The sequence below is a fragment of the Vibrio harveyi NBRC 15634 = ATCC 14126 = KCTC 12724 genome, from assembly GCF_001591145.1.
Taxonomy (GTDB): Bacteria; Pseudomonadota; Gammaproteobacteria; order Enterobacterales; family Vibrionaceae; genus Vibrio; species Vibrio harveyi.
The window spans coordinates 15,655-34,583 of the sequence record NZ_BCUF01000004.1; the positions used below are offsets into that span (position 1 = coordinate 15,655).

Sequence of the window (18,929 nt, forward strand, 5' to 3'; positions counted from 1 at the left end):
GATCAAAGCCCCAATAATGTCATGGCTGACTCGCGGTCAGAGTAGTGAATGGTTCCAGAATTTAGAACTTGATAGTCTTCATGACCTTTACCAGCCAGAAGAATAATGTCTTGAGAAGAGGCATTTTCAAGTGCATAAGACAGTGCTTTGAAGCGGTCATGTTGCACAATAGCATCAGCTGGCTTAGTTAACCCTACCAGCATGTCTTTCATGATAAGAGCCGGATCTTCACTGCGTGGATTGTCATCCGTCAGAACCACTTTATCACCCAAACGTTCAGCAATTTCCGCCATCATTGGGCGTTTTCCAGCATCACGATCGCCCCCACAACCGAAGATCGCCCAAAGATTACCTTGGCAATGAACACGAAGCGCTTGCAGCGCTTTTTCCAAAGCATCAGGTGTATGAGCATAATCCACAACCACTTTCGCGCACTCTTCCGCTTGAAACAGTTCCATTCGACCAAGTACAGGCTGCAACTGTGCAGCCGTTGCAAGCAAGCTCTGTTTATCGAAACCTAGGCTAAGCAACGTTGTAAATGCCAACATTAGGTTCGCTGCATTAAACTCTCCGATCAGCGGAGCATGTAATGTGCCCTCACCAAACTTGCCGTTAAACTCAATCGTAATGCCTGATTCTGCATAAGCAATATGATTAGCAAACACTGTATGCGCAAAATCTGTCGTTGGTTTGAGTGATACGGCTAGAGCATTAGGAAGCTGTTTCGCCCAAGTTGCACCGACTACATCGTCTACATTGATGATTGCGTGTTCGCATTGATGGGCTGTAAATAGGGTAAGTTTAGCTTTAGCGTACTCTTCCATAGTGCCGTGGTAGTCTAGATGATCTCGGCTTAGGTTAGTAAATACGCCCGCAGCGAAAGACAGAGCCTTAACACGACCTTGAATCAGACCGTGGGAAGAAACCTCAAGCGCAGTGTATTGCGCTTTTTGCTCAGCGAGGGAAGCAAGTGTCTTTTGGATTTCAACGGCGTTGCCCGTTGTATTTGCAGCTTCTTGCAGGTTATCAAGGAAACCATTACCCGTTGTACCCATAACCGCTGCTTTTGCACCGACTAAATCAATCCACTGAGCAATCAGTTGAGTGATGGTGGTTTTTCCGTTCGTACCTGTGACACCAATCAGCTCCATATTTGGATAGTGGTACAACTGACCCGCAATTTGAGATAAGCATTTGTCTAATGCATCAAGATAAACAACTGGTACGTCGTTAATGATCTCAATCGAGCCATGCGCTTTTACATCACAGGCTTGAGCGATAACCGCGTTCGCTCCTTGTTCAATTGCTGTTGGGATAAACTGACGTCCATCGACAACATGACCGATAATGGCAACAAACGTGGTACCAGATTGAACTCTTCGGCTATCGAGTTCCAATTCAGAGACAAGGATAGAGGACAAGCTAGGGCAATCTACCCAAGCGGAAAGCAGCGTGTCCATACTGATGGCTTTAGTCATATATGTTCTCCGAGCATGCGCTCAGCTTTCTTCATTTTGTTTCTTAGCAGACTTATATAAGCCTACTGTTGGAATTTATTTTCGTCAGGGGCAACATTCAAGATTTGCAGCGCACCTTTCATGATTTCAGAAAAGACAGGAGACGCTACTGAACCACCGTAGTAATCATCACCTTGTGGCTCATTCACAATCACTACCAACGCAATTCGCGGGTCGCTCACAGGCGCAAGACCAGCGGTATACGTAATGTATTCATCACTATAGCCACCTGCTGTCGCTTTACGTGACGTACCGGTTTTTGCCCCGACTCGGTAACCTGGAACAGCCGCTCTTCGAGCTGAACCACCTTTTTGTGTTACCGTCTCTAGCATATCTAACACTTGACGAGCATGCTCTTTGCTCACCACTTGGCGTGACATATCGTTATCGTTACTTTCGATAATATGAATTGGTTCGTATTTTCCTAAGTTGCCTAGCGTCGCGTACGCATGAGCAAGCTGAATTGGCGTGATGGATAAGCCGTAACCAAAAGAAATCGTTGCTCGCTCAATAGGAGACCAACGAGAGCGGCTTGGGAAAATACCGGTCACCTCACCAACCAAGTTCAAGCCGGACAATTCGCCCAAACCAACAGAGCTATACAAACCCAATAACGCTTCCACTGGCATTCGCATCGCAAGCTTGGTCACACCGATGTTACTCGATTTTTTCAAAATCTTGGTCAGGCTTGCTTTACCTACTTTGGACACGTCACGAACACGGCTACCACCGAGTTGAAGAATGCCATTTCCGGTGTCGACGATCGTATCTTTGTCCGCCACACCATTTTCTAAAGCGGCTAAGATCACGAATGGCTTAATCGTCGAACCAGGCTCCATTGAGTCGGTAATAACTCGGTTACGCATCTTGTAGCTTTGCCAGTCGCTGCGGTTATTTGGGTTATAAGATGGCGCATTCACCATCGCCAACACGGCACCTGTTTTTACATCAAGCATTACTGCAGAGCCGGAAGTTGCACGGTGATCGGCTACAGCTTGCTTAATTGCGCGATACGCGATGGCTTGCAGTCTTTGGTCAATGGTCAGTTGCAGCGGCTTACCTTCTTGCTTCTCTTCCAAAGCAATGTTCTCGACGACACGACCATAACGGTCTTTACGAATGGTTTTCTTACCCGCAGCGCCAGTCAGCCATTCATCGTAGCTACGTTCAACACCTTCTAAACCATGTCCATCAATGCCTGTTACACCGACTAAGTGGGCACTAACTTCACCTGCGGGATAGTAACGACGAGATTCGGATTTCAACCCCACACCCGGCAGCTTTAACTCTCGAATGTAGTTCGCCATCGCTGGACTTACTTGACGTTGAAGGTAAATAAAACGGCGGGATTCGTTCTTCTTAATTTTGTTAATCAGACCTTGGCGATCTAAGCCAAGCACGTCGGCAAGTGCGTACCAACTCTTAGTTTGCTGCAGTGCGCCTTCTTTAAAGATGGTTTTCGGGTCTGCCCAAACGGCTTCTACCGGTACGCTCACTGCCAGCGGTTCACCGTTACGGTCAGAGATGATCCCACGCGCGGAAGGAATGGCTTTTACACGGATAGAACGAAGATCACCTTGCTTGATAAGGTTGTCTGGCTCGATGATTTGAATGTAAGCCACGCGCCCAACGAGAAGAGCGAAGGCACAGAAGACAAAAAACAGCAGCAAGTGAAAACGCCAGCGAATCAAAAATGACTCTGGTTCTGCCGTTACTTCTGTTTCTTTTGTTTCTTTGGTGGGTTGCGGTTTTGCTGCAGAAACTTTCTTTTCTTTTGCAGCAGACTTGCGCGTATTTCCTTGTTTAGATTTGGCTTTCTTTCCAATCATTTTAGCGTGATAACCACTTCTTTATCGCCATCTGGTCGTTTCATTTCAAGATCCTTCTTTGCCAAGTCTTGAACGCGACTGTGTTCTGCGAGAGCTGTTTCTTCCAACATTAGGTTGCGCCATTCGCTGTCCAATCGCTCCCGCTCAACCAATGTATGATCTTTTTCAGTGATCGCTTGACGCGCATGGTGGGTTGCAAACACCACTCCCATTGCGGTTGCGAAGATCAAAATCATCAACAACAACGACCAGCGACCGACGGTAATCAAATCCGTCGCTATCAACTTAGCAAGGTTAGGAGTGGTTTTCGTCATAATAATTAAAGCTTTTCTGCAATTCTTAGCACTGAGCTTCGAGAACGCGGGTTCATGTCAATTTCTTGCTTAGTTGGTTTGATTGCTTTACCAACAGGCTTCATGTTTGCACTACCCAGAGCACGAATTTGCTCTTCTGTCATTGGAATACCGTGTGGCACTTCTGGACCTTTACTCTCTTTACGAATAAAGCGTTTTACCATACGGTCCTCTAAAGAGTGGAAACTGATCACTGATAAACGTCCCTCTGGAGCCAAGATGCTCGCAGCGCCTTTTAGTGCTGTATCAATTTCTTCTAATTCACTGTTGATGTAAATACGAAACGCCTGAAAAGCACGAGTCGCTGGGTGTTTTTTCTCTTTGAAACTCTTTGGAGCGGCATCCGAGATCAATTTAGCTAATTGACCAGTACGAACCATAGGCTCGTTTTCTTCATCTTCGCGGTATGCCACGATCGCTTTCGCTATGCGACGTGCGTGTTTGTCTTCACCGAACTCGCGAATGACCCAAGTAATGTCATCCAAATCCGCTTCCATCAACCATTGAGAAACAGGGATACCTGATGTTGGGTCCATACGCATATCTAGTGGACCATCTTTCATAAAGCTAAAGCCACGCTCAGCATCATCTAACTGTGGAGAAGACACGCCAAGATCAAGCAGGACACCGTCAACTTTACCAACTAAACCGTATTCTTCTGCATACTTCGCCATACCAGAAAATGGACCATGAATGATGGTAAAACGAGGGTCGTCGATTTTGCTCGCTTCTGCGATAGCCTGTGGATCACGGTCGATACTGTATAGACGACCATTCTCCCCGAGCTTCGACAAGATAGTTCGGCTGTGACCGCCACGGCCAAATGTTCCATCGATATAGATACCATCGGGTTTGATAGCCAAGCCATCAATGGATTCATTTAATAACACTGAGATATGTTGAAATGTTTCGGTCATAGCTTTCTCGTTGAATGATCTTGAAGCGATTCTTTAGTGTACTGATTTCCCACATCATCGCCACCTCAAGTCTAAAGTTAGACGTGATTCAGCGCCAAGTTTATTGGTAATGACATAGTTTGCGTCAATAAAATGCAAAAAACCCATCACTACCGAAGTAGGGATGGGTCTCGAATAGGTGGAGCCGACACATAAGCCGGGTTCTGTTCCGCTTGCGCGGCGGTAGCCATTCGTCTAGGCCAGCAATCACTCACTGGCTCGAGCAACCTACCCGCCTCCTTACGCGAGCAACGCAATGTGGAGGCCTATTTGGTCTTGCTTCAGGTGGAGTTTACCCTGCTACGAACTATTACTAGTCGTCCGGTGCGCTCTTACCGCACCCTTTCACCCTTACCTGTGCCCTAAGGCCATCGGCGGTCTTCTCTCTGCTGCACTTGTCGTAGGCTTGCGCCCCCCAGGCGTTACCTGGCACCTTGCTCTATGAAGCCCGGACTTTCCTCCCCTTTGTCAGTCTCCCGAAGGACGTCAACGTCAGTCTCCCAAAGGGACTTCGACGTCAGTCTCCCGAAGGGACTTCGACGTCAGTCTCCCGAAGGACATCAACAAAGCAGCGACTACCCAGTCAGCTCCGATGGCGGATTGTATAGAGTTATCCCTTCTGAGTCTAGTGAGATCACAGATATGATGAAATGAGGATGTTAATTGCTCAGAAAACAAACAAGAATACTTAAATTTGGGGAACATTGCGTTGCCGGATTCGAGAACCGGGAGCGCGATACTCCGAAGAGAGAACGTTGTAGGTAAGCTTAGAAAATAAAAAGGAGAACCGAGTTGATGGTTCTCCTTTCAGACAGAAATTCACTTAAGATAAATGAACGTCTTGGGATATATTGATAGCTGAGCGCAGGATTAAGACCGCTATATTCTCGAGTCTCACCTCCAGAAGCGAAGCGTTTCCAAAGTGCCGGCGTTCGTTCTAGAAGCTTTTAACCCAGATTCTCCAAGCCCCACTTATATAAAGCATTCTTCTTCAAACTGTAGATTTCAGCGGCAAGCGCAGCGGCTTTCTTCAATGGTAACTCTTTAGTCAAGATGCCCAATGTACGCGTCGCTTCATCAGGTAGGCTCTCTTCCGTTGAATCTCGGTGACCATGAATCAGCAATACCATCTCACCACGTTGTTGGTTATCGTCACTCTTCACCCACTCAATCAACTCACCAAGAGGCATTCCTTGAATAGTTTCAAAGGTTTTGGTTAGTTCACGAGCCAATACCACTTCACGTTCTGGACCAAGAACGTCTAACATATCTTGTAGAGAGTCTAAAATACGATGCGGAGATTCGTAGAAGATACAAGTACGTTCAACAGAAGCAATCTCCAAGAACTTGTCTTTACGACCTTTACTTTTCGGTGGTAAGAAGCCTTCGAAACTGAATCGGTCAGATGGTAGACCTGAAGCACTTAACGCAGTGATGACCGCACACGCACCAGGAAGAGGCACAACTCTTACGCCCGCTTGACGACATTTTGTCACCAAATGGTATCCTGGATCGCTTATTAGCGGCGTACCAGCGTCAGAAACCAATGCGATAGACTGACCTGACAGTAGCTTTTCAACTAGAACTTGTGCTTTTTGTTGCTCGTTGTGATCATGCAGCGCAAAAGTTTTGGTTTGGATATTGAAGTGAGACAGTAATTTGCCTGTATGTCGAGTATCCTCAGCGGCAATGATGTCCACATTCGACAGAACTTCGATAGCACGTTGAGTGATATCCGCTAAATTTCCGATTGGAGTCGGTACGATGTATAGAGTTGGCCCCTCATTCGGCAACTTATTTTTATCTGTCATTTGTTTACCATCACTTCAACGATTAATATAGAGACAATTTTGTACAAAATTATAGAGAACTCACGGCAATGATGAACCATAAGAGACTCAGTGTACCACGCTTACTCACTCCTGTTGCACTGGCAATTACGCTCGCCGCCTGTTCTTCAGGTCCGCGACAACCAGATAGCGTAGATATTACACTTGAGCCGACACAGTCTGTTCAGAACTACATGATTCAAGCTGATAGCACCGAAGGTAGCCTACAAAACGACTGGTTGATCATGGCAACCAAAGCGGCAATCCAAGCAAATGAGTTAGACCAAGCTGAGCTGTTAATCAAACGTCTTTCTCGTCAGCAACTGAGCGAAGTTCAACAGGCTGAGTGGCAATTGGCTCGTGCGACCTTACAGCAAAAGCAAGGTAAATACTCACAATTGCTGCAAGGGCTGAACTTTAAACCTTGGTGGAAACTGCCAAGCGAACAGTGGAAAGACTACTACGAGTTGCGCGCGGACGCTTACCAAAGCTTAAACCAACCGTTTGAAGCAAACCGCCAATTGGTAGCCGAAGGCCAATACGCGTCATCAGCAGAGCAACGTGAGATCTCTAGCCGTATTTGGATGAACTTCGGCAGTTACTCTGAAAATGAACTGACGGCATTGCAAACTGAACCAAGCGAAGACGTACTAGATGGTTGGCTACAATTAGCGATCTATGCAAAAACGTTATCGAGCAATATTCCTCAGCTTAAAAACACGCTTGAGCACTGGTTAAGTGAAAACCCTTCACATCCAGCAGCGGTTTATACTCCTGCAGAAATTCAAAACATCCTCTCGTTAGAGATTGTGAAACCAAACAACACAGCGCTTCTGTTACCGCTAACGGGTAAATTTGCTCCGCAAGCACAACTGATCCGCGATGGTTTCATCTTTGCGATGATGAACGACCAAGCACGAGATCCAAGTGCGACGCTGACGGTAATTGATACACACGCTTACAGCGCCGATCAAATCAAACAGCGCTTAATCAATGAGAACATCGATTTTGTCGTTGGTCCTCTACAAAAAGAAAACGTAGAGAAGCTACAAGCGACATTAGACGGTTCCGAAACTGGCGTAAAAATTCCAACGTTGGCACTCAACATTCCAGAAGAAGTGCAAGCTGGCACAGACATGTGTTACCTAGCACTTTCTCCAGAGCAAGAAGTTGCACAGGCAGCCAAGTACCTATTCAGTCAAGGCTACCAATTCCCAATGATCTTAGCGCCAAACGGAGCTTATGGTCAGCGTGTTGTTGAAGCGTTTAATGAAGAGTGGAGCAAATACAGCTCAAACAAAGTTGCGACTAGTTACTTTGGTGATAAACGCCAACTGCAAAAGAACATTAATGGTGTATTTGGCTTACAAGAGAGTCAGCAACGCATCGCACAAATGCAGTCTCTGATGCGCATCTCTTTAGAGAGCCAACCTCGTAGTCGCCGTGATGTGGATGCGGTATATATTGTCGCACGCAGTTCCGAACTGACGTTGATCAAGCCATTTATCGAAGTCGCGATTAACCCAGATGCAAAACCACCTAAGTTGTTCTCTAACTCTCGCAGTAACAGTGGTGGCGCAACTTACGAAGATCTATCAGGTGTGGCGTACAGCGACATTCCGATGTTAATCAATCCAGATCCAACCATCGCGACACAAATGAATGAGCTATGGCCAGATCAATCCAATATGGAAAAACGCTTAGAAGCATTAGGTATGGACGCATACAAACTGCTTGGTGAGTTACCGCAAATGAAGTTACTACCGGGCTACTCAGTTGATGGTCAAACAGGTGTATTAAGTATCAACAACAACTGTGTAGTACAACGTGAGTTAGACTGGGCCGAGCGTGGGGCTCTTTAGTAAGCGACAAATCGGCAATCAATACGAAACCCTGGCGAAGCGATATTTGCAGCGTCAGGGTTTGCGCTTTTTAGATCAAAACTTCCTAACGAAAGTCGGCGAAATTGATTTAATTTTCCAACAAGGTGAAACTATCATCTTTGTTGAGGTCAAATATCGTAAGAATGATGCTTTTGGCTCTGCAGCAGAAATGGTCACCTACGCAAAAATGCGTAAACTAGTCAAAACAGCTCAAATTTGGCTAAGCCAGCAAAAATGCTCGGCACACACTATCGATTATCGGTTTGATGTTATTGCCATTCACGACAGTGGTCGAGACATCAACTGGATACAAAATGCAATCTCTGAAGGATAAACGATGCTAGACAGCATTAAAGACAGTTTTACAGAAAGTATTCAAATTCAAATCGCTGCAGCAGAAGCACTACCAGATGCAATTACTCACGCTGCTCAGGCAATGGTTTCAAGCTTGCTCAACGGCAATAAAATCCTATGCTGTGGCAACGGGGGCAGTGCGTCGAATTCACAACAATTTGTCTCTTGTCTTTTGAACCGATTCGAAACAGAGCGCCCTAGCCTACCAGCAATGACGTTGACGGCGGATAACACAACGCTCACTGCCGTTGCCAATGACTACCACTACCAAGAGATCTTCTCCAAGCAAGTACGCGCTTTTGGTCAGCCGGGCGACATCTTGCTCGCAATCTCTACCAGTGGTAACAGCAAAAACATCATCAAAGCAATGGAAGCCGCGGTAACTCGCGATATGACGATCATTGCTCTTACTGGTAAAGATGGCGGTGAAATGGCTGGCTTGCTTGGTGAAAATGATGTGGAGATTCGCATTCCATCACATCGAACAGCACGCATCCATGAAGTACATATGGTCACCCTTCATTGCTTGTGTGACCTCATCGACCAAGTTCTTTTCCCTGCTCACGAAGAATAATTGAAATTGAGAGTTTAGAAATATGATACGTAGTCTTGTCATTTTATTTGCAGCACTCAGCATGAGTGGCTGTGCGGGTTTGTTTATTGCAGGGGCAGCAACTACTGCCAATATCGTTACAGATACACGTACAACCAAAGAAATTTGGCAAGACAACAACATCGAATTTGAAGTTGCAGCGATTGGCAATAAAGCACCATTCAAAGGAAAAGCTCGCGTCGTTGCGAGTTCATACAATGGGACTGTTGTATTAATGGGGCAAGCCCCAACTCGCGAACTGATTAATGAGTTTGAACGTCGAGCTCGTGCTGTAAGTGGTGTGAAAAATATCCATAACCAGATCAAACAAAAAGAACCATTGAGCGTAACTCAAATCAGCAACGATAGCTGGATCACCACCAAGGTTAAATCAGCATTACTGACTGATAGCGAGTTAAATGGCATCAAAGTAAAAGTGATTACTGAAGACAGCGATGTATTCTTGTTTGGTTACGTCACGCCACAACAAAGCGATCGAGCAACAGAGATTGCACGTAATATCTCAGGCGTAAAACAAGTGATTAAAGGCTTCCAATATGGTGATGAAAAGCCATTAAAAGTGGAAGAACCAGAAACAACACAGCCTGAAGCAACAGTCACTGAATTAGGCTCTCAAGTGAACTAGCTAGACAGTTGTTTAATACAACTTAGCAGATAATAAAAAAGCAGCGTGGGCACGCTGCTTTTTTTTATTTGATAACTCGTAAGCTTGGTCTGCCTTTCGGACGAGGAGCTTCTTCCTCTTCAGACTCCGAGTCCATGACTTCTGAATCATCACTCACGGTAGTAAAAGTTGGTGACTGTTCTTCTTCAACAATCCCTTCTTCTTCGATATGAGTGTACGCTTCTTCAGGTTCAAACATGGTGCCAGCACCATTCTCTCGAGCGTAAATCGCTTGTACCGCATAAACCGGTACGATCACTGAATGAGGTCGACCACTAAAACGAGCATGGAAGGTAATCGCATCATTACCCAACTCAAGTTGACCAACAGCACGTGGAGCAATATTCAAGATGATTTGACCATCTTGAATAAACTCAACTGGTACACGCACACCCGGCATCGTTGCATCAACCACCAAGTGAGGAGTTAAGTCGTTGTCTACCAACCAATCGTAAAATGCACGAAGCATATACGGACGGCGAGCAGTCATTTTTGCAATATCCATAACGTGTTATCTAAATCGCTTAGCGAACTAGGCGCATTTCACGTTCAGCTTCAGTTAGAGAAGCAAGGAATGAATCACGCTCAAATACGCGGTTCATGTAAACTTTGATCTCTTTTGAACCAGGACCTACAAGGTCGATACCTAGTTGAGGCAGACGCCACAATAGTGGAGCTAGGTAGCAGTCGATTAGGCTGAACTCTTCGCTCATGAAGTATTCGTATTCAGCAAAGATTGGCGCTAGAGTCAGAAGATCGTTACGTAGTTTAGTACGTGCTTTTTCTGATTCTTCCGCGTTACCCTTAACAACTTTTTCAGCTAGTGAGTACCAGTTGCGTTCAATACGGTACATCATCAAACGGCTGTTACCACGAGCAACTGGGTAAACAGGCATTAGAGGTGGATGAGGGAAACGCTCGTCCAAGTACTCCATGATGATTTTTGAATCGTAAAGAGCTAGCTCACGGTCCACAAGAGTTGGTACTGATTTGTATGGGTTCAGTTCCACAAGCTCAGCAGGAAGGTTAGCTTCATCAACAAGCTCAACTTCAACACTTACGCCTTTTTCAGCTAATACGATGCGAACCTGATGGCTATACAAATCTGATGCACTTGAGAAAAGAGTCATCACAGAACGTTTATTGGCAGCTACAGCCATGGAGCCCTCCAGCACACTTACAAATAAAAATAATGGAGGCTAAGCCTCCATTATTCGTCAATTAAAATTGGGAATTAGCACGGTATGATAGCACAATTAATGCACATCACGCCAATACTCTTTCTTGAGCATCACGACAACAATTGTTAGTAGAACGAGGAAGCCCATCACCCACCAACCAAGCGCATGACGCTCTAGTTGAACTGGGTCGCCTGAGTAAACTAGGAAGTTAACTAGGTCACCAACCGCTTTGTCATATTCGCCAGAGCTTAGCTCACCAGTACCGTCTGTTTCAGTACCTACAACGACCTGAACTTCCTCACCATCAACCACTTTCGTGCCGTAGACTGGAGTAGGAATGCCTTGAAGCTCTTCAAGTACATGTGGCATACCAACGCTTGGGAATACAATGTTGTTCACACCAAACGGACGTGATGGGTCAACATAGAAAGAGCGTAGGTAAGTGTACAGCCAATCTGCACCACGAACTCGAGCAACAAGAGTTAGATCCGGTGGCGGAGCACCAAACCAATCACCAGCTTGCTTTGCAGGCATTGCGTTCACCATAAGGTCACCAATTTTCGCTTCAGGGTCGAAAATCAGGTTTTCCTTCATTAGGTCAACAGGAATATCCAAGTCTGTTGCCACTCGCTCGTAACGCTGGTATTGCGTTGAGTGACAAGCAAAACAGTAGTTCATGAATAGCTTCGCGCCGTTTTGTAGCGAAGCTTTATCCGATAGATCCACGCTCGCTTTGTCTAGCGGTACGTTGGCACCCGCTGCCATCGCAAGAGATGGCAACATAGCAAATAGAATTACAATCCACTTCTTCATTTGAATGTCACCCTCTCTGGTAATGGTTTGGTCGCTTCATTTTTGCTGTAGAAGAACAGCAGGACAAAGAACATGAAGTAACACAAGCTAAAGATCTGAGACAAAAGCGTGTACAGCGGCGTTGCCGGTAGTGCACCCAAAATACCCAGAGCGATAAAGGCGATAGTGAACTGAACAATATTCAATAGGTGAATTTTGCTGCGGTAACGGTAAGAACGAACTTTACAACGATCCAACCAAGGTAGAACAAACAGTACTGCAATTGACGCACCCATTAGGATTACACCCAATAGCTTGTCTGGAACCGCACGTAAGATTGCGTAGAATGGTGTGAAGTACCAAACAGGAGCGATATGCTCAGGTGTCTTCAGTGGGTTTGCAGCTTCAAAGTTAGGTGGCTCAAGGAAGTATCCACCCATTTCTGGGTTGAAGAACAGCACATAACAGAAGAAGAACAAGAAACCAGCCACACCAACTAGGTCCTTAACCGTACCGTATGGATGGAAAGGAATCGAATCGATGATGTCGTATTTCTTCGTGTAGTAATCGTGGAACTTGAACTGTGTTTCGTAATCGTCGCCCATTGAGCCTTTTGGTAGCTTAGTCTCGATACCATCCGGGTTGTTAGAGCCAACTTCGTGTAGTGCCAATACGTGCAGAACAACAAGAAGAAGTAGAACGATAGGCAGCGCAATAACGTGTAGTGCGAAGAAACGGTTTAGCGTTGCACCTGAGATGATGTAGTCACCACGGATCCAAAGCGTTAAGTCATCGCCAATAACAGGAATCGCACCAAATAGAGAAATGATTACCTGAGCACCCCAGTATGACATCTGACCCCATGGTAATAGGTAACCCATGAAAGCTTCAGCCATTAGAACCAAGAAGATCAACATACCGAAGATCCAAAGTAGCTCACGAGGTTTTTGGTATGAACCGTAAATCAGACCACGGAACATGTGCAAGTAAACAACAACGAAAAACGCTGACGCGCCAGTTGAGTGCATGTAACGCAGCAACCAGCCGTAATCAACGTCACGCATGATGTATTCGATAGAAGCAAACGCACCATCACCAGAAGGAACGTAGTTCATTGTTAACCAAATACCGGTTAGGATTTGGTTAACCAGTACCAACATTGCCAGAGAACCGAAAAGGTACCAAAAGTTGAAGTTCTTAGGCATTGGGTATTCAGACAAATGCTTTTTATAAGCATTCATCGCGGGAATTCGTTTTTCAACCCAGTCTAGTAGTGCTTGCATTATGCGTCTCCCTCATCAACACCGATCATGAGCTTCGTATCACTCAAGTACATGTGCTTAGGAACCACAAGGTTCAGAGGTGCAGGAACACCTTGGAACACTCGACCAGCCATATCGAATTTAGAACCGTGACATGGACAGAAGAAGCCAGACTTAACGCCTTGAACTTGCTCAGAGAACGTGTCAGGTAGATAGGTCGGTGAACAACCTAAGTGAGTACAGAAGCCAACTGCCACGAAATACTCAGGCTTGATCGAACGATGCGCGTTCTGAGCATAAACTGGCTGTTGTTCCATTTCTGATTGTGGGTCACGAAGCTGTCCGTCGATGTTCTTTAGGTTATCCACCACTTCTTGAGTGCGACGTACAACCCATACAGGCTTACCTTGCCACTCAACACGAACCATCTGACCAGCTTCGATTTTACTGATATCCACTTCCACCGGTGCACCCGCAGCTTTTGCTTTGGCGCTCGGATTCCATGATTTGATAAAAGGCACGGCGACGGCAGCTGCCCCTAATCCACCAACAACTGCCGTTGTAGCGGTTAGAAAACGCCTGCGACCGTTATTTAAAGGCGCGTTGCTCATCCAAACATTCTCCCATTTGCTCCCTTTGGATCGTTATTATTCCGCTTATAAGAGCATGGCTAACAAATAATGAATTTAGTTCTATTTATTGGGGGGAAATGATAAAGAAAACCCTACTTTTTGACAAGATAAAGCTACCTTTTTGTAACAATTGTGAGGCAAATCGCTCACGCCGTCACAAAAGCGGCAAAATTATAAAAAATAGATGTGATTTGTAACAAGAAAGCGAAACGAAGAATGGCTAAGAATGGGATAAAAAGCCTTGTATTCCGGCTGTTTTCAGTCGATTACATAGAAAGATATGTCAAGAATGTGAAGGGACTCCCCACTTTTGTTATCTCCGTCTTGTAGCACGAATAAATCCAGAAAAAGTGCAGATAAAACATTCAAATGTTGCGAGGATATTAAGTGGCGATGTGAAGTTCGATATGAAATGAAAAAACGCTTTTCCACGCGTTAGAAAAACAAAAAGCTCGGCATATAGCCGAGCTTTGGTACACAGTATCCAGAGAAACTCTGGAACAGCATAATTTCCGATAAAAGGAAATTAACGCTTAGAGAACTGTGGACGACGACGTGCTTTACGTAGACCAACTTTCTTACGTTCAACGCAACGAGCGTCACGAGTAACGTAACCAGCTGCACGTAGAGTAGGACGTAGAGACTCATCGTACTCCATAAGAGCGCGAGTGATACCGTGACGGATAGCACCAGCTTGACCAGAAATACCGCCACCTTTAACAGTAACGTATAGGTCTAGCTTCTCAGTTAGTTCAACTAGCTCAAGAGGTTGTTTAACAACCATGCGAGAAGTTGGACGACCGAAGTACTCATCAAGGCTACGCTTGTTGATTACGATGTTGCCGCTGCCTGGTTTGATGAAAACACGCGCAGCTGAGCTTTTGCGACGGCCAGTGCCGTAGTATTGATTCTCTGCCATTTTCGAAATCCCCAATTAGATGTCTAGTACTTGTGGTTGTTGAGCAACATGGTTGTGCTCAGCGCCCGCGTAAACTTTAAGCTTACGGTACATAGCACGGCCTAGAGGACCACGTGGAAGCATGCCTTTAACTGCAAGCTCAAGAGCCATCTCAGGTTTACGATCGATCAACTTTTCAAAAGTGATAGATTTTAGACCACCTGGGAATTCAGAGTGACGGTAGTACACTTTGTTCTTAGCTTTGTTACCAGTTACAGCAACTTTCTCAGCGTTGATAACGATGATGTAATCACCAGTGTCAACGTGAGGAGTGTATTCAGCTTTGTGTTTGCCACGTAGGCGAGATGCAATTTCACTTGCTAGACGGCCAAGAGTTTTACCCTCTGCGTCTACAACGTACCAGTCGCGTTTTACAGTTTCTGGTTTAGCAACGAAAGTTTTCATGCTAATAATAACCCGTTAATTAAAATTTAAACTTTAAAGGAACACCCAATAGTGCTCCCACACTGTCTAAGAGCCCAGTCATCACCCCTTCGAGTCGTTGGTACTCTCGACCTTCTATGTCGAAATAACTTCGATAATCAGGTCTGCAGTAACGGTGGGTCGCAGGATTATAGAGAAGAGCGAAGAAAAAATCACCTTTTTTTGCGTTAAATCACGAATTTTTTCTTCACTTTTTTAAGATGAGTTGTCGATTTTTACGCCAGATGCTCTCTAGCGAGGTATTCATGGCTTTGCATCTCAGTCAATCGAGACAAACAACGTTTAAATTCGAACTCTAACTGCCCTTGCGTATACAGAGACTCCATCGAGACTTCTGCAGAAATAATCAGTTTCACGTTACGTTCGTAAAATTCATCGACTAAAGCGATAAAACGTCTTGCTGCATCATCAATCTTACGATCCATCTGCTTCACCTCTGCCAACAATACCGTATGGTAAATACGCGACAGTTCAATATAGTCATTCTGACTGCGTGGTGTCTGGCAAAGTTGCTCAAAAGACGCATGTAGCACGCCATCACTTGCTTCAATTACTTTAACTTCACGATGATTTACTTCAATGCTGTGTGCTGCGACCTTTCTTTCGCCAATCAACTGGTGGTAGTACTTATTGAGATTGACGGACGCTTGTTCATCTAGCGGATAATGGTAGATTTCAGCTTGTTGCAGCGTTCTTAGACGGTAATCCACTCCACTGTCGACATTAAGCACGTCACAGCGCTGAATGATCATGTCTATCGCTGGTAAGAAGCGCGCCCGTTGTAAGCCATTACGGTACAAGTTTTCAGGTTCAATGTTGGATGTTGCAACCAAAATCATCTGGCGTTTAAACATCTCTTGCAGCAATGTCGCTAAAATCATCGCATCGGTAATGTCAGAAACAAAAAACTCATCGAAGCAGACCACATCCGCTTCTTTTTTGAATAAGTCAGCGACTTTTGACAGTGGATTTTCAACTTCCCCTAACCGCTTGAGCTCATCATGGACTCGATACATAAAGCGGTGAAAATGCACTCGCATCTTTCGTTCTGTAGGCAACGCGTCAAAAAACGCATCCATAAGATAAGTTTTACCACGCCCAACACCACCCCAAAAGTAGAGCCCTTTCGGCGGTTCTGGTAATTCTGGCTTTTTACCAAGTAATTTCTGCCAAGTGCTAAGCTGAGGAATAGGCGCAGACTGAAACTCTGCAATCGCATGGTAAAGATTGTCTAAAGCAACGACAGCGTTATATTGGGCTTCATCACGCTGGAATCCATGCTCTGCTATGTCTTGTTGGTATCGTTTTAATGGTGTCATGGTATAGAGTCGTATCAGAGGTACAGAAAAAATTGTCACCTCGGGGTCAGCGTTGAGCATAGAGAGAGGTAGATATCAGTCCCCGAAGACTTACCGCTATTTTTCTTTATCGGCTGTTCAAGCCATAGTAACATGGACAAGCACCGCGTGTAACTAAGTAGTAAAAGACTTGTTAAAACAACTATAAGGAGCAGTTATGCCTTGGATTTATGCCATTGTGGGTTTGCTGGTCGGTACAATCGTAGGCGTAGTCATTAGTAGACTAACCACCCCCGAATACAAAAAACAAAAGTCTGTGCAAAAAGAGCTGGAAGCAGCCAAATTTGAACTAGAGCAACAACGTCAAGAGCTCGTCGATCACTTTGCACAAACTGCAGAAATGCTGGACACCTTAGGTAAAGATTATACCAAGCTATACCAGCACATGGCGAAGACGTCTTCTGAACTTCTGCCAAACTTGCCTGAGCAAGACAATCCATTCGATAAGAAGACTGCAATGTCATCTGATAAAGTCGAAGAGGATCAATCAGACGTCAATGAACAACCAAAAGACTATGCCAACGGCGCAACTGGTCTTTTAAAAGATCAGGAAAAAGAAATCATCGACGCACCTGAAGCAGTCACAGCGAAAGCGTCTTAATCCCCTTATCCTGCCTAATTGGGTCAATACATTCACATTTCTTATCAATTTGTATTGACCCTTGTTGAACTTTTCTTAAGCAACTCATCTCTAACAACTTGTGTGCTGCCGCCACGTTTTGATTGTCCGAATTCGTCCCTATATTAATTACTATCAATAAGAGACAAAGCATTCGGATATTTCTTTTTTGGCAGACCCGTTTCAAGAGGAGTTATTGGATGAAAAAACCATTGCTTGCGTTAACCGTTCTATCTTTAAGCTTGGGTTCAATCATCACCCCAGTCACCGCAACAGCGGCGCTTCCACTCAGTGTGGATGGGGAGCAGTTACCTAGTCTTGCCCCAATGCTCGAAAAAGTAACCCCTGCGGTTGTGAGTATTGCGGTCGAAGGCAAACAAGTTCAAACCAGTCGTATTCCAGAGCAGTTTCAGTTCTTCTTTGGTCCTGATTTCCCGACAGAACAAACTCGTGAGCGTCCGTTCCGAGGTTTAGGTTCTGGTGTCATTATTGACGCTAAGAAAGGTCAAATCGTAACGAACTATCACGTTATCAAAGGCGCTGATGACATTCGTGTCCGTCTATATGATGGTAGAGAGTACGATGCAGAACTCGTCGGCGGAGACGAGATGTCAGACATTGCCTTGCTTAAGCTCGAAAAAGCAAAAGACCTGACACAAATTAAAGTCGCGGATTCAGATAAACTACGCGTAGGTGATTTTACCGTAGCCATTGGTAACCCGTTTGGTCTAGGTCAGACAGTGACATCCGGCATCGTTTCTGCACTGGGTCGAAGCGGCTTAAATGTCGAAAACTTTGAAAACTTCATTCAAACCGATGCAGCAATTAACAGTGGTAACTCCGGTGGCGCTTTGGTTAATCTCAATGGTGAACTGATCGGCATCAATACCGCAATTCTTGGTCCAAACGGAGGCAACGTCGGTATTGGCTTTGCGATTCCGTCCAACATGATGAAAAACCTAACTGATCAAATCTTGGAGTTTGGTGAAGTAAAACGCGGCATGCTTGGTGTTCAAGGTGGTGAAGTCACTTCTGAGTTGGCAGAAGCTCTGGGCTATGAATCAAGTAAAGGTGCCTTTGTTAGTCAAGTGGTTCCGGACAGTGCCGCTGACAAGGCTGGTCTAAAAGCTGGTGATGTCATCGTTTCGATTAATGGCAAAGCGATTGATACGTTCGCCGAGCTTCGCGCGAAAGTCGCAACCTTAGGGGCTGGTAAAAAAGTCACGCTTGGCGTTGTCCGAGACGGTAAGAAGAAGAGCTTTGATGTGACCTTGGGAGAATCAACCAATGTCAAAGCGAAGGCTGAGACTCTACATGAAGGGCTCAAAGGCGCTGAACTTAGCAATACGACACCAAGTGATTCTATCCAAGGTGTGAAGGTAACAAGCGTTGCTGAGAACTCGCCAGCAGCACAATATCAGTTGGCAGAAGGCGACATTATTATTGGTGTAAACCGTAAACGCGTGAAGAACTTAGCGGAGTTACGTGCGATTGTAGAGAAGCATCAAGGTGTACTGGCGATCAACGTTCAACGCGGCGATCGAACGGTTTACCTCGTTATCCGCTAATCGTGTTGAGTTAACAGCAATCACGTAGGCTGAAGTAAACGTGCGTTAACCACATCGATATTCGTGATAACGCTCGAACACTTTACCTCGTATGTCATGGTTTTATAAAAGGGTAAG

The 18,929-nt window shown here is 45.3% G+C and carries 19 protein-coding genes and 1 other RNA gene; 6 read left to right on the plus strand and 14 right to left on the minus strand.

Annotation, left to right across the window (positions count from 1 at the left end):
• Positions 1 to 2: 2 nt before the first annotated feature.
• From murE to rsmI, 6 genes are all read right to left on the minus strand, one after another.
• Positions 3 to 1,478, minus strand: coding sequence for a UDP-N-acetylmuramoyl-L-alanyl-D-glutamate--2,6-diaminopimelate ligase (murE, locus tag VHA02S_RS03060; RefSeq protein ID WP_038897792.1), 1,476 nt, complete (start codon positions 1,476 to 1,478; stop codon positions 3 to 5).
• Between the two features lie 62 nt (positions 1,479 to 1,540).
• Entirely contained in the window at positions 1,541 to 3,346 is a 1,806-nt protein-coding gene (locus tag VHA02S_RS03065; protein ID WP_005447785.1) for a peptidoglycan glycosyltransferase FtsI, read from the minus strand.
• Positions 3,343 to 3,660 (minus strand): cell division protein FtsL, encoded by a 318-nt coding sequence (ftsL, locus tag VHA02S_RS03070; protein WP_005428577.1) that lies wholly within the window; start codon positions 3,658 to 3,660, stop codon positions 3,343 to 3,345. The genes VHA02S_RS03065 and ftsL overlap by 4 nt, the downstream gene beginning before the upstream one ends.
• A 5-nt stretch (positions 3,661 to 3,665) precedes the next feature.
• On the minus strand, positions 3,666 to 4,616 hold the full coding sequence (gene rsmH / locus VHA02S_RS03075) for a 16S rRNA (cytosine(1402)-N(4))-methyltransferase RsmH (protein WP_005447784.1): 951 nt from the start codon (positions 4,614 to 4,616) through the stop codon (positions 3,666 to 3,668).
• 176 nt (positions 4,617 to 4,792) lie between these two features.
• Positions 4,793 to 5,246: RNase P RNA component class A (rnpB, locus tag VHA02S_RS03080), an RNA gene on the minus strand.
• Between the two features lie 356 nt (positions 5,247 to 5,602).
• Positions 5,603 to 6,466: a 16S rRNA (cytidine(1402)-2'-O)-methyltransferase gene (gene rsmI, locus VHA02S_RS03085; RefSeq protein ID WP_005447783.1), complete on the minus strand. Its 864-nt coding sequence runs from the start codon at positions 6,464 to 6,466 to the stop codon at positions 5,603 to 5,605.
• A 68-nt stretch (positions 6,467 to 6,534) separates the two neighbouring features.
• On the opposite strand from rsmI, the gene VHA02S_RS03090 reads away from it, so the two are divergent.
• Genes VHA02S_RS03090 through VHA02S_RS03105 form a run of 4 tightly spaced genes read left to right on the plus strand, consistent with a single transcriptional unit; the run spans position 6,535 to position 9,959 of the window.
• Complete coding sequence (locus tag VHA02S_RS03090) at positions 6,535 to 8,346, plus strand: penicillin-binding protein activator (RefSeq protein WP_009697603.1); 1,812 nt, start codon at positions 6,535 to 6,537, stop codon at positions 8,344 to 8,346.
• Positions 8,333 to 8,701 (plus strand): YraN family protein, encoded by a 369-nt coding sequence (locus tag VHA02S_RS03095; RefSeq protein ID WP_038897790.1) that lies wholly within the window; start codon positions 8,333 to 8,335, stop codon positions 8,699 to 8,701. The genes VHA02S_RS03090 and VHA02S_RS03095 overlap by 14 nt, the downstream gene beginning before the upstream one ends.
• Positions 8,702 to 8,704: 3 nt before the next feature.
• On the plus strand, positions 8,705 to 9,295 hold the full coding sequence (locus tag VHA02S_RS03100) for a phosphoheptose isomerase (protein WP_005447772.1): 591 nt from the start codon (positions 8,705 to 8,707) through the stop codon (positions 9,293 to 9,295).
• A gap of 22 nt (positions 9,296 to 9,317) precedes the next feature.
• Complete coding sequence (locus VHA02S_RS03105) at positions 9,318 to 9,959, plus strand: BON domain-containing protein (RefSeq protein ID WP_005447770.1); 642 nt, start codon at positions 9,318 to 9,320, stop codon at positions 9,957 to 9,959.
• 64 nt (positions 9,960 to 10,023) lie between these two features.
• On the opposite strand, the gene sspB is transcribed toward VHA02S_RS03105, so the two are convergent.
• From sspB to zapE, 8 genes are all read right to left on the minus strand, one after another.
• Entirely contained in the window at positions 10,024 to 10,503 is a 480-nt protein-coding gene (sspB, locus tag VHA02S_RS03110; RefSeq protein WP_005447768.1) for a ClpXP protease specificity-enhancing factor, read from the minus strand.
• Positions 10,504 to 10,522: 19 nt separating this feature from the next.
• Positions 10,523 to 11,158, minus strand: coding sequence for a stringent starvation protein SspA (gene sspA / locus VHA02S_RS03115; protein WP_005436105.1), 636 nt, complete (start codon positions 11,156 to 11,158; stop codon positions 10,523 to 10,525).
• Between the two features lie 96 nt (positions 11,159 to 11,254).
• Positions 11,255 to 11,992, minus strand: a complete 738-nt coding sequence (locus VHA02S_RS03120; RefSeq protein ID WP_038897789.1) for a cytochrome c1 — start codon at positions 11,990 to 11,992, stop codon at positions 11,255 to 11,257.
• A complete protein-coding gene (locus tag VHA02S_RS03125) occupies positions 11,989 to 13,254 on the minus strand; it encodes a cytochrome b (RefSeq protein ID WP_005447764.1) in 1,266 nt (421 codons plus the stop codon). The genes VHA02S_RS03120 and VHA02S_RS03125 overlap by 4 nt, the downstream gene beginning before the upstream one ends.
• Complete coding sequence (gene petA, locus VHA02S_RS03130) at positions 13,254 to 13,844, minus strand: ubiquinol-cytochrome c reductase iron-sulfur subunit (protein WP_005436095.1); 591 nt, start codon at positions 13,842 to 13,844, stop codon at positions 13,254 to 13,256. Before petA ends, VHA02S_RS03125 begins: the two co-directional genes overlap by 1 nt.
• Before the next feature lie 547 nt (positions 13,845 to 14,391).
• Positions 14,392 to 14,784 carry a 30S ribosomal protein S9 gene (gene rpsI / locus VHA02S_RS03135; protein ID WP_005436094.1) on the minus strand — a complete coding sequence of 131 codons (393 nt, stop codon included), beginning with the start codon at positions 14,782 to 14,784 and terminating at the stop codon, positions 14,392 to 14,394.
• Between the two features lie 15 nt (positions 14,785 to 14,799).
• Positions 14,800 to 15,228, minus strand: a complete 429-nt coding sequence (gene rplM, locus VHA02S_RS03140) for a 50S ribosomal protein L13 (RefSeq protein WP_005372872.1) — start codon at positions 15,226 to 15,228, stop codon at positions 14,800 to 14,802.
• A 254-nt stretch (positions 15,229 to 15,482) separates the two neighbouring features.
• Positions 15,483 to 16,586, minus strand: coding sequence for a cell division protein ZapE (gene zapE, locus VHA02S_RS03145; RefSeq protein ID WP_005447762.1), 1,104 nt, complete (start codon positions 16,584 to 16,586; stop codon positions 15,483 to 15,485).
• Between the two features lie 196 nt (positions 16,587 to 16,782).
• Between zapE and zapG the strand changes: the two genes are divergently transcribed.
• Together zapG and VHA02S_RS03160 are read left to right on the plus strand one after the other, a co-directional pair.
• A complete protein-coding gene (zapG, locus tag VHA02S_RS03150; protein WP_005447760.1) occupies positions 16,783 to 17,226 on the plus strand; it encodes a Z-ring associated protein ZapG in 444 nt (147 codons plus the stop codon).
• A gap of 218 nt (positions 17,227 to 17,444) precedes the next feature.
• Positions 17,445 to 18,812, plus strand: a complete 1,368-nt coding sequence (locus VHA02S_RS03160; RefSeq protein ID WP_005447751.1) for a Do family serine endopeptidase — start codon at positions 17,445 to 17,447, stop codon at positions 18,810 to 18,812.
• Positions 18,813 to 18,929: the final 117 nt, after the last annotated feature.

Coding starts and splice junctions, on each gene's coding strand:
- VHA02S_RS03120 (WP_038897789.1), bottom strand. CDS start 11,992: ATGAAGAAGTGGATTGTAATTCTATTTGCTATGTTGCCATCTCTTGCG.
- VHA02S_RS03160 (WP_005447751.1), top strand. CDS start 17,445: ATGAAAAAACCATTGCTTGCGTTAACCGTTCTATCTTTAAGCTTGGGT.
- sspB (WP_005447768.1), bottom strand. CDS start 10,503: ATGGATATTGCAAAAATGACTGCTCGCCGTCCGTATATGCTTCGTGCA.
- sspA (WP_005436105.1), bottom strand. CDS start 11,158: ATGGCTGTAGCTGCCAATAAACGTTCTGTGATGACTCTTTTCTCAAGT.
- rplM (WP_005372872.1), bottom strand. CDS start 15,228: ATGAAAACTTTCGTTGCTAAACCAGAAACTGTAAAACGCGACTGGTAC.
- VHA02S_RS03090 (WP_009697603.1), top strand. CDS start 6,535: ATGATGAACCATAAGAGACTCAGTGTACCACGCTTACTCACTCCTGTT.
- VHA02S_RS03100 (WP_005447772.1), top strand. CDS start 8,705: ATGCTAGACAGCATTAAAGACAGTTTTACAGAAAGTATTCAAATTCAA.
- ftsL (WP_005428577.1), bottom strand. CDS start 3,660: ATGACGAAAACCACTCCTAACCTTGCTAAGTTGATAGCGACGGATTTG.
- murE (WP_038897792.1), bottom strand. CDS start 1,478: ATGACTAAAGCCATCAGTATGGACACGCTGCTTTCCGCTTGGGTAGAT.
- VHA02S_RS03105 (WP_005447770.1), top strand. CDS start 9,318: ATGATACGTAGTCTTGTCATTTTATTTGCAGCACTCAGCATGAGTGGC.
- petA (WP_005436095.1), bottom strand. CDS start 13,844: ATGAGCAACGCGCCTTTAAATAACGGTCGCAGGCGTTTTCTAACCGCT.
- zapE (WP_005447762.1), bottom strand. CDS start 16,586: ATGACACCATTAAAACGATACCAACAAGACATAGCAGAGCATGGATTC.
- zapG (WP_005447760.1), top strand. CDS start 16,783: ATGCCTTGGATTTATGCCATTGTGGGTTTGCTGGTCGGTACAATCGTA.
- rpsI (WP_005436094.1), bottom strand. CDS start 14,784: ATGGCAGAGAATCAATACTACGGCACTGGCCGTCGCAAAAGCTCAGCT.
- rsmH (WP_005447784.1), bottom strand. CDS start 4,616: ATGACCGAAACATTTCAACATATCTCAGTGTTATTAAATGAATCCATT.
- VHA02S_RS03125 (WP_005447764.1), bottom strand. CDS start 13,254: ATGCAAGCACTACTAGACTGGGTTGAAAAACGAATTCCCGCGATGAAT.
- rsmI (WP_005447783.1), bottom strand. CDS start 6,466: ATGACAGATAAAAATAAGTTGCCGAATGAGGGGCCAACTCTATACATC.
- VHA02S_RS03065 (WP_005447785.1), bottom strand. CDS start 3,346: ATGATTGGAAAGAAAGCCAAATCTAAACAAGGAAATACGCGCAAGTCT.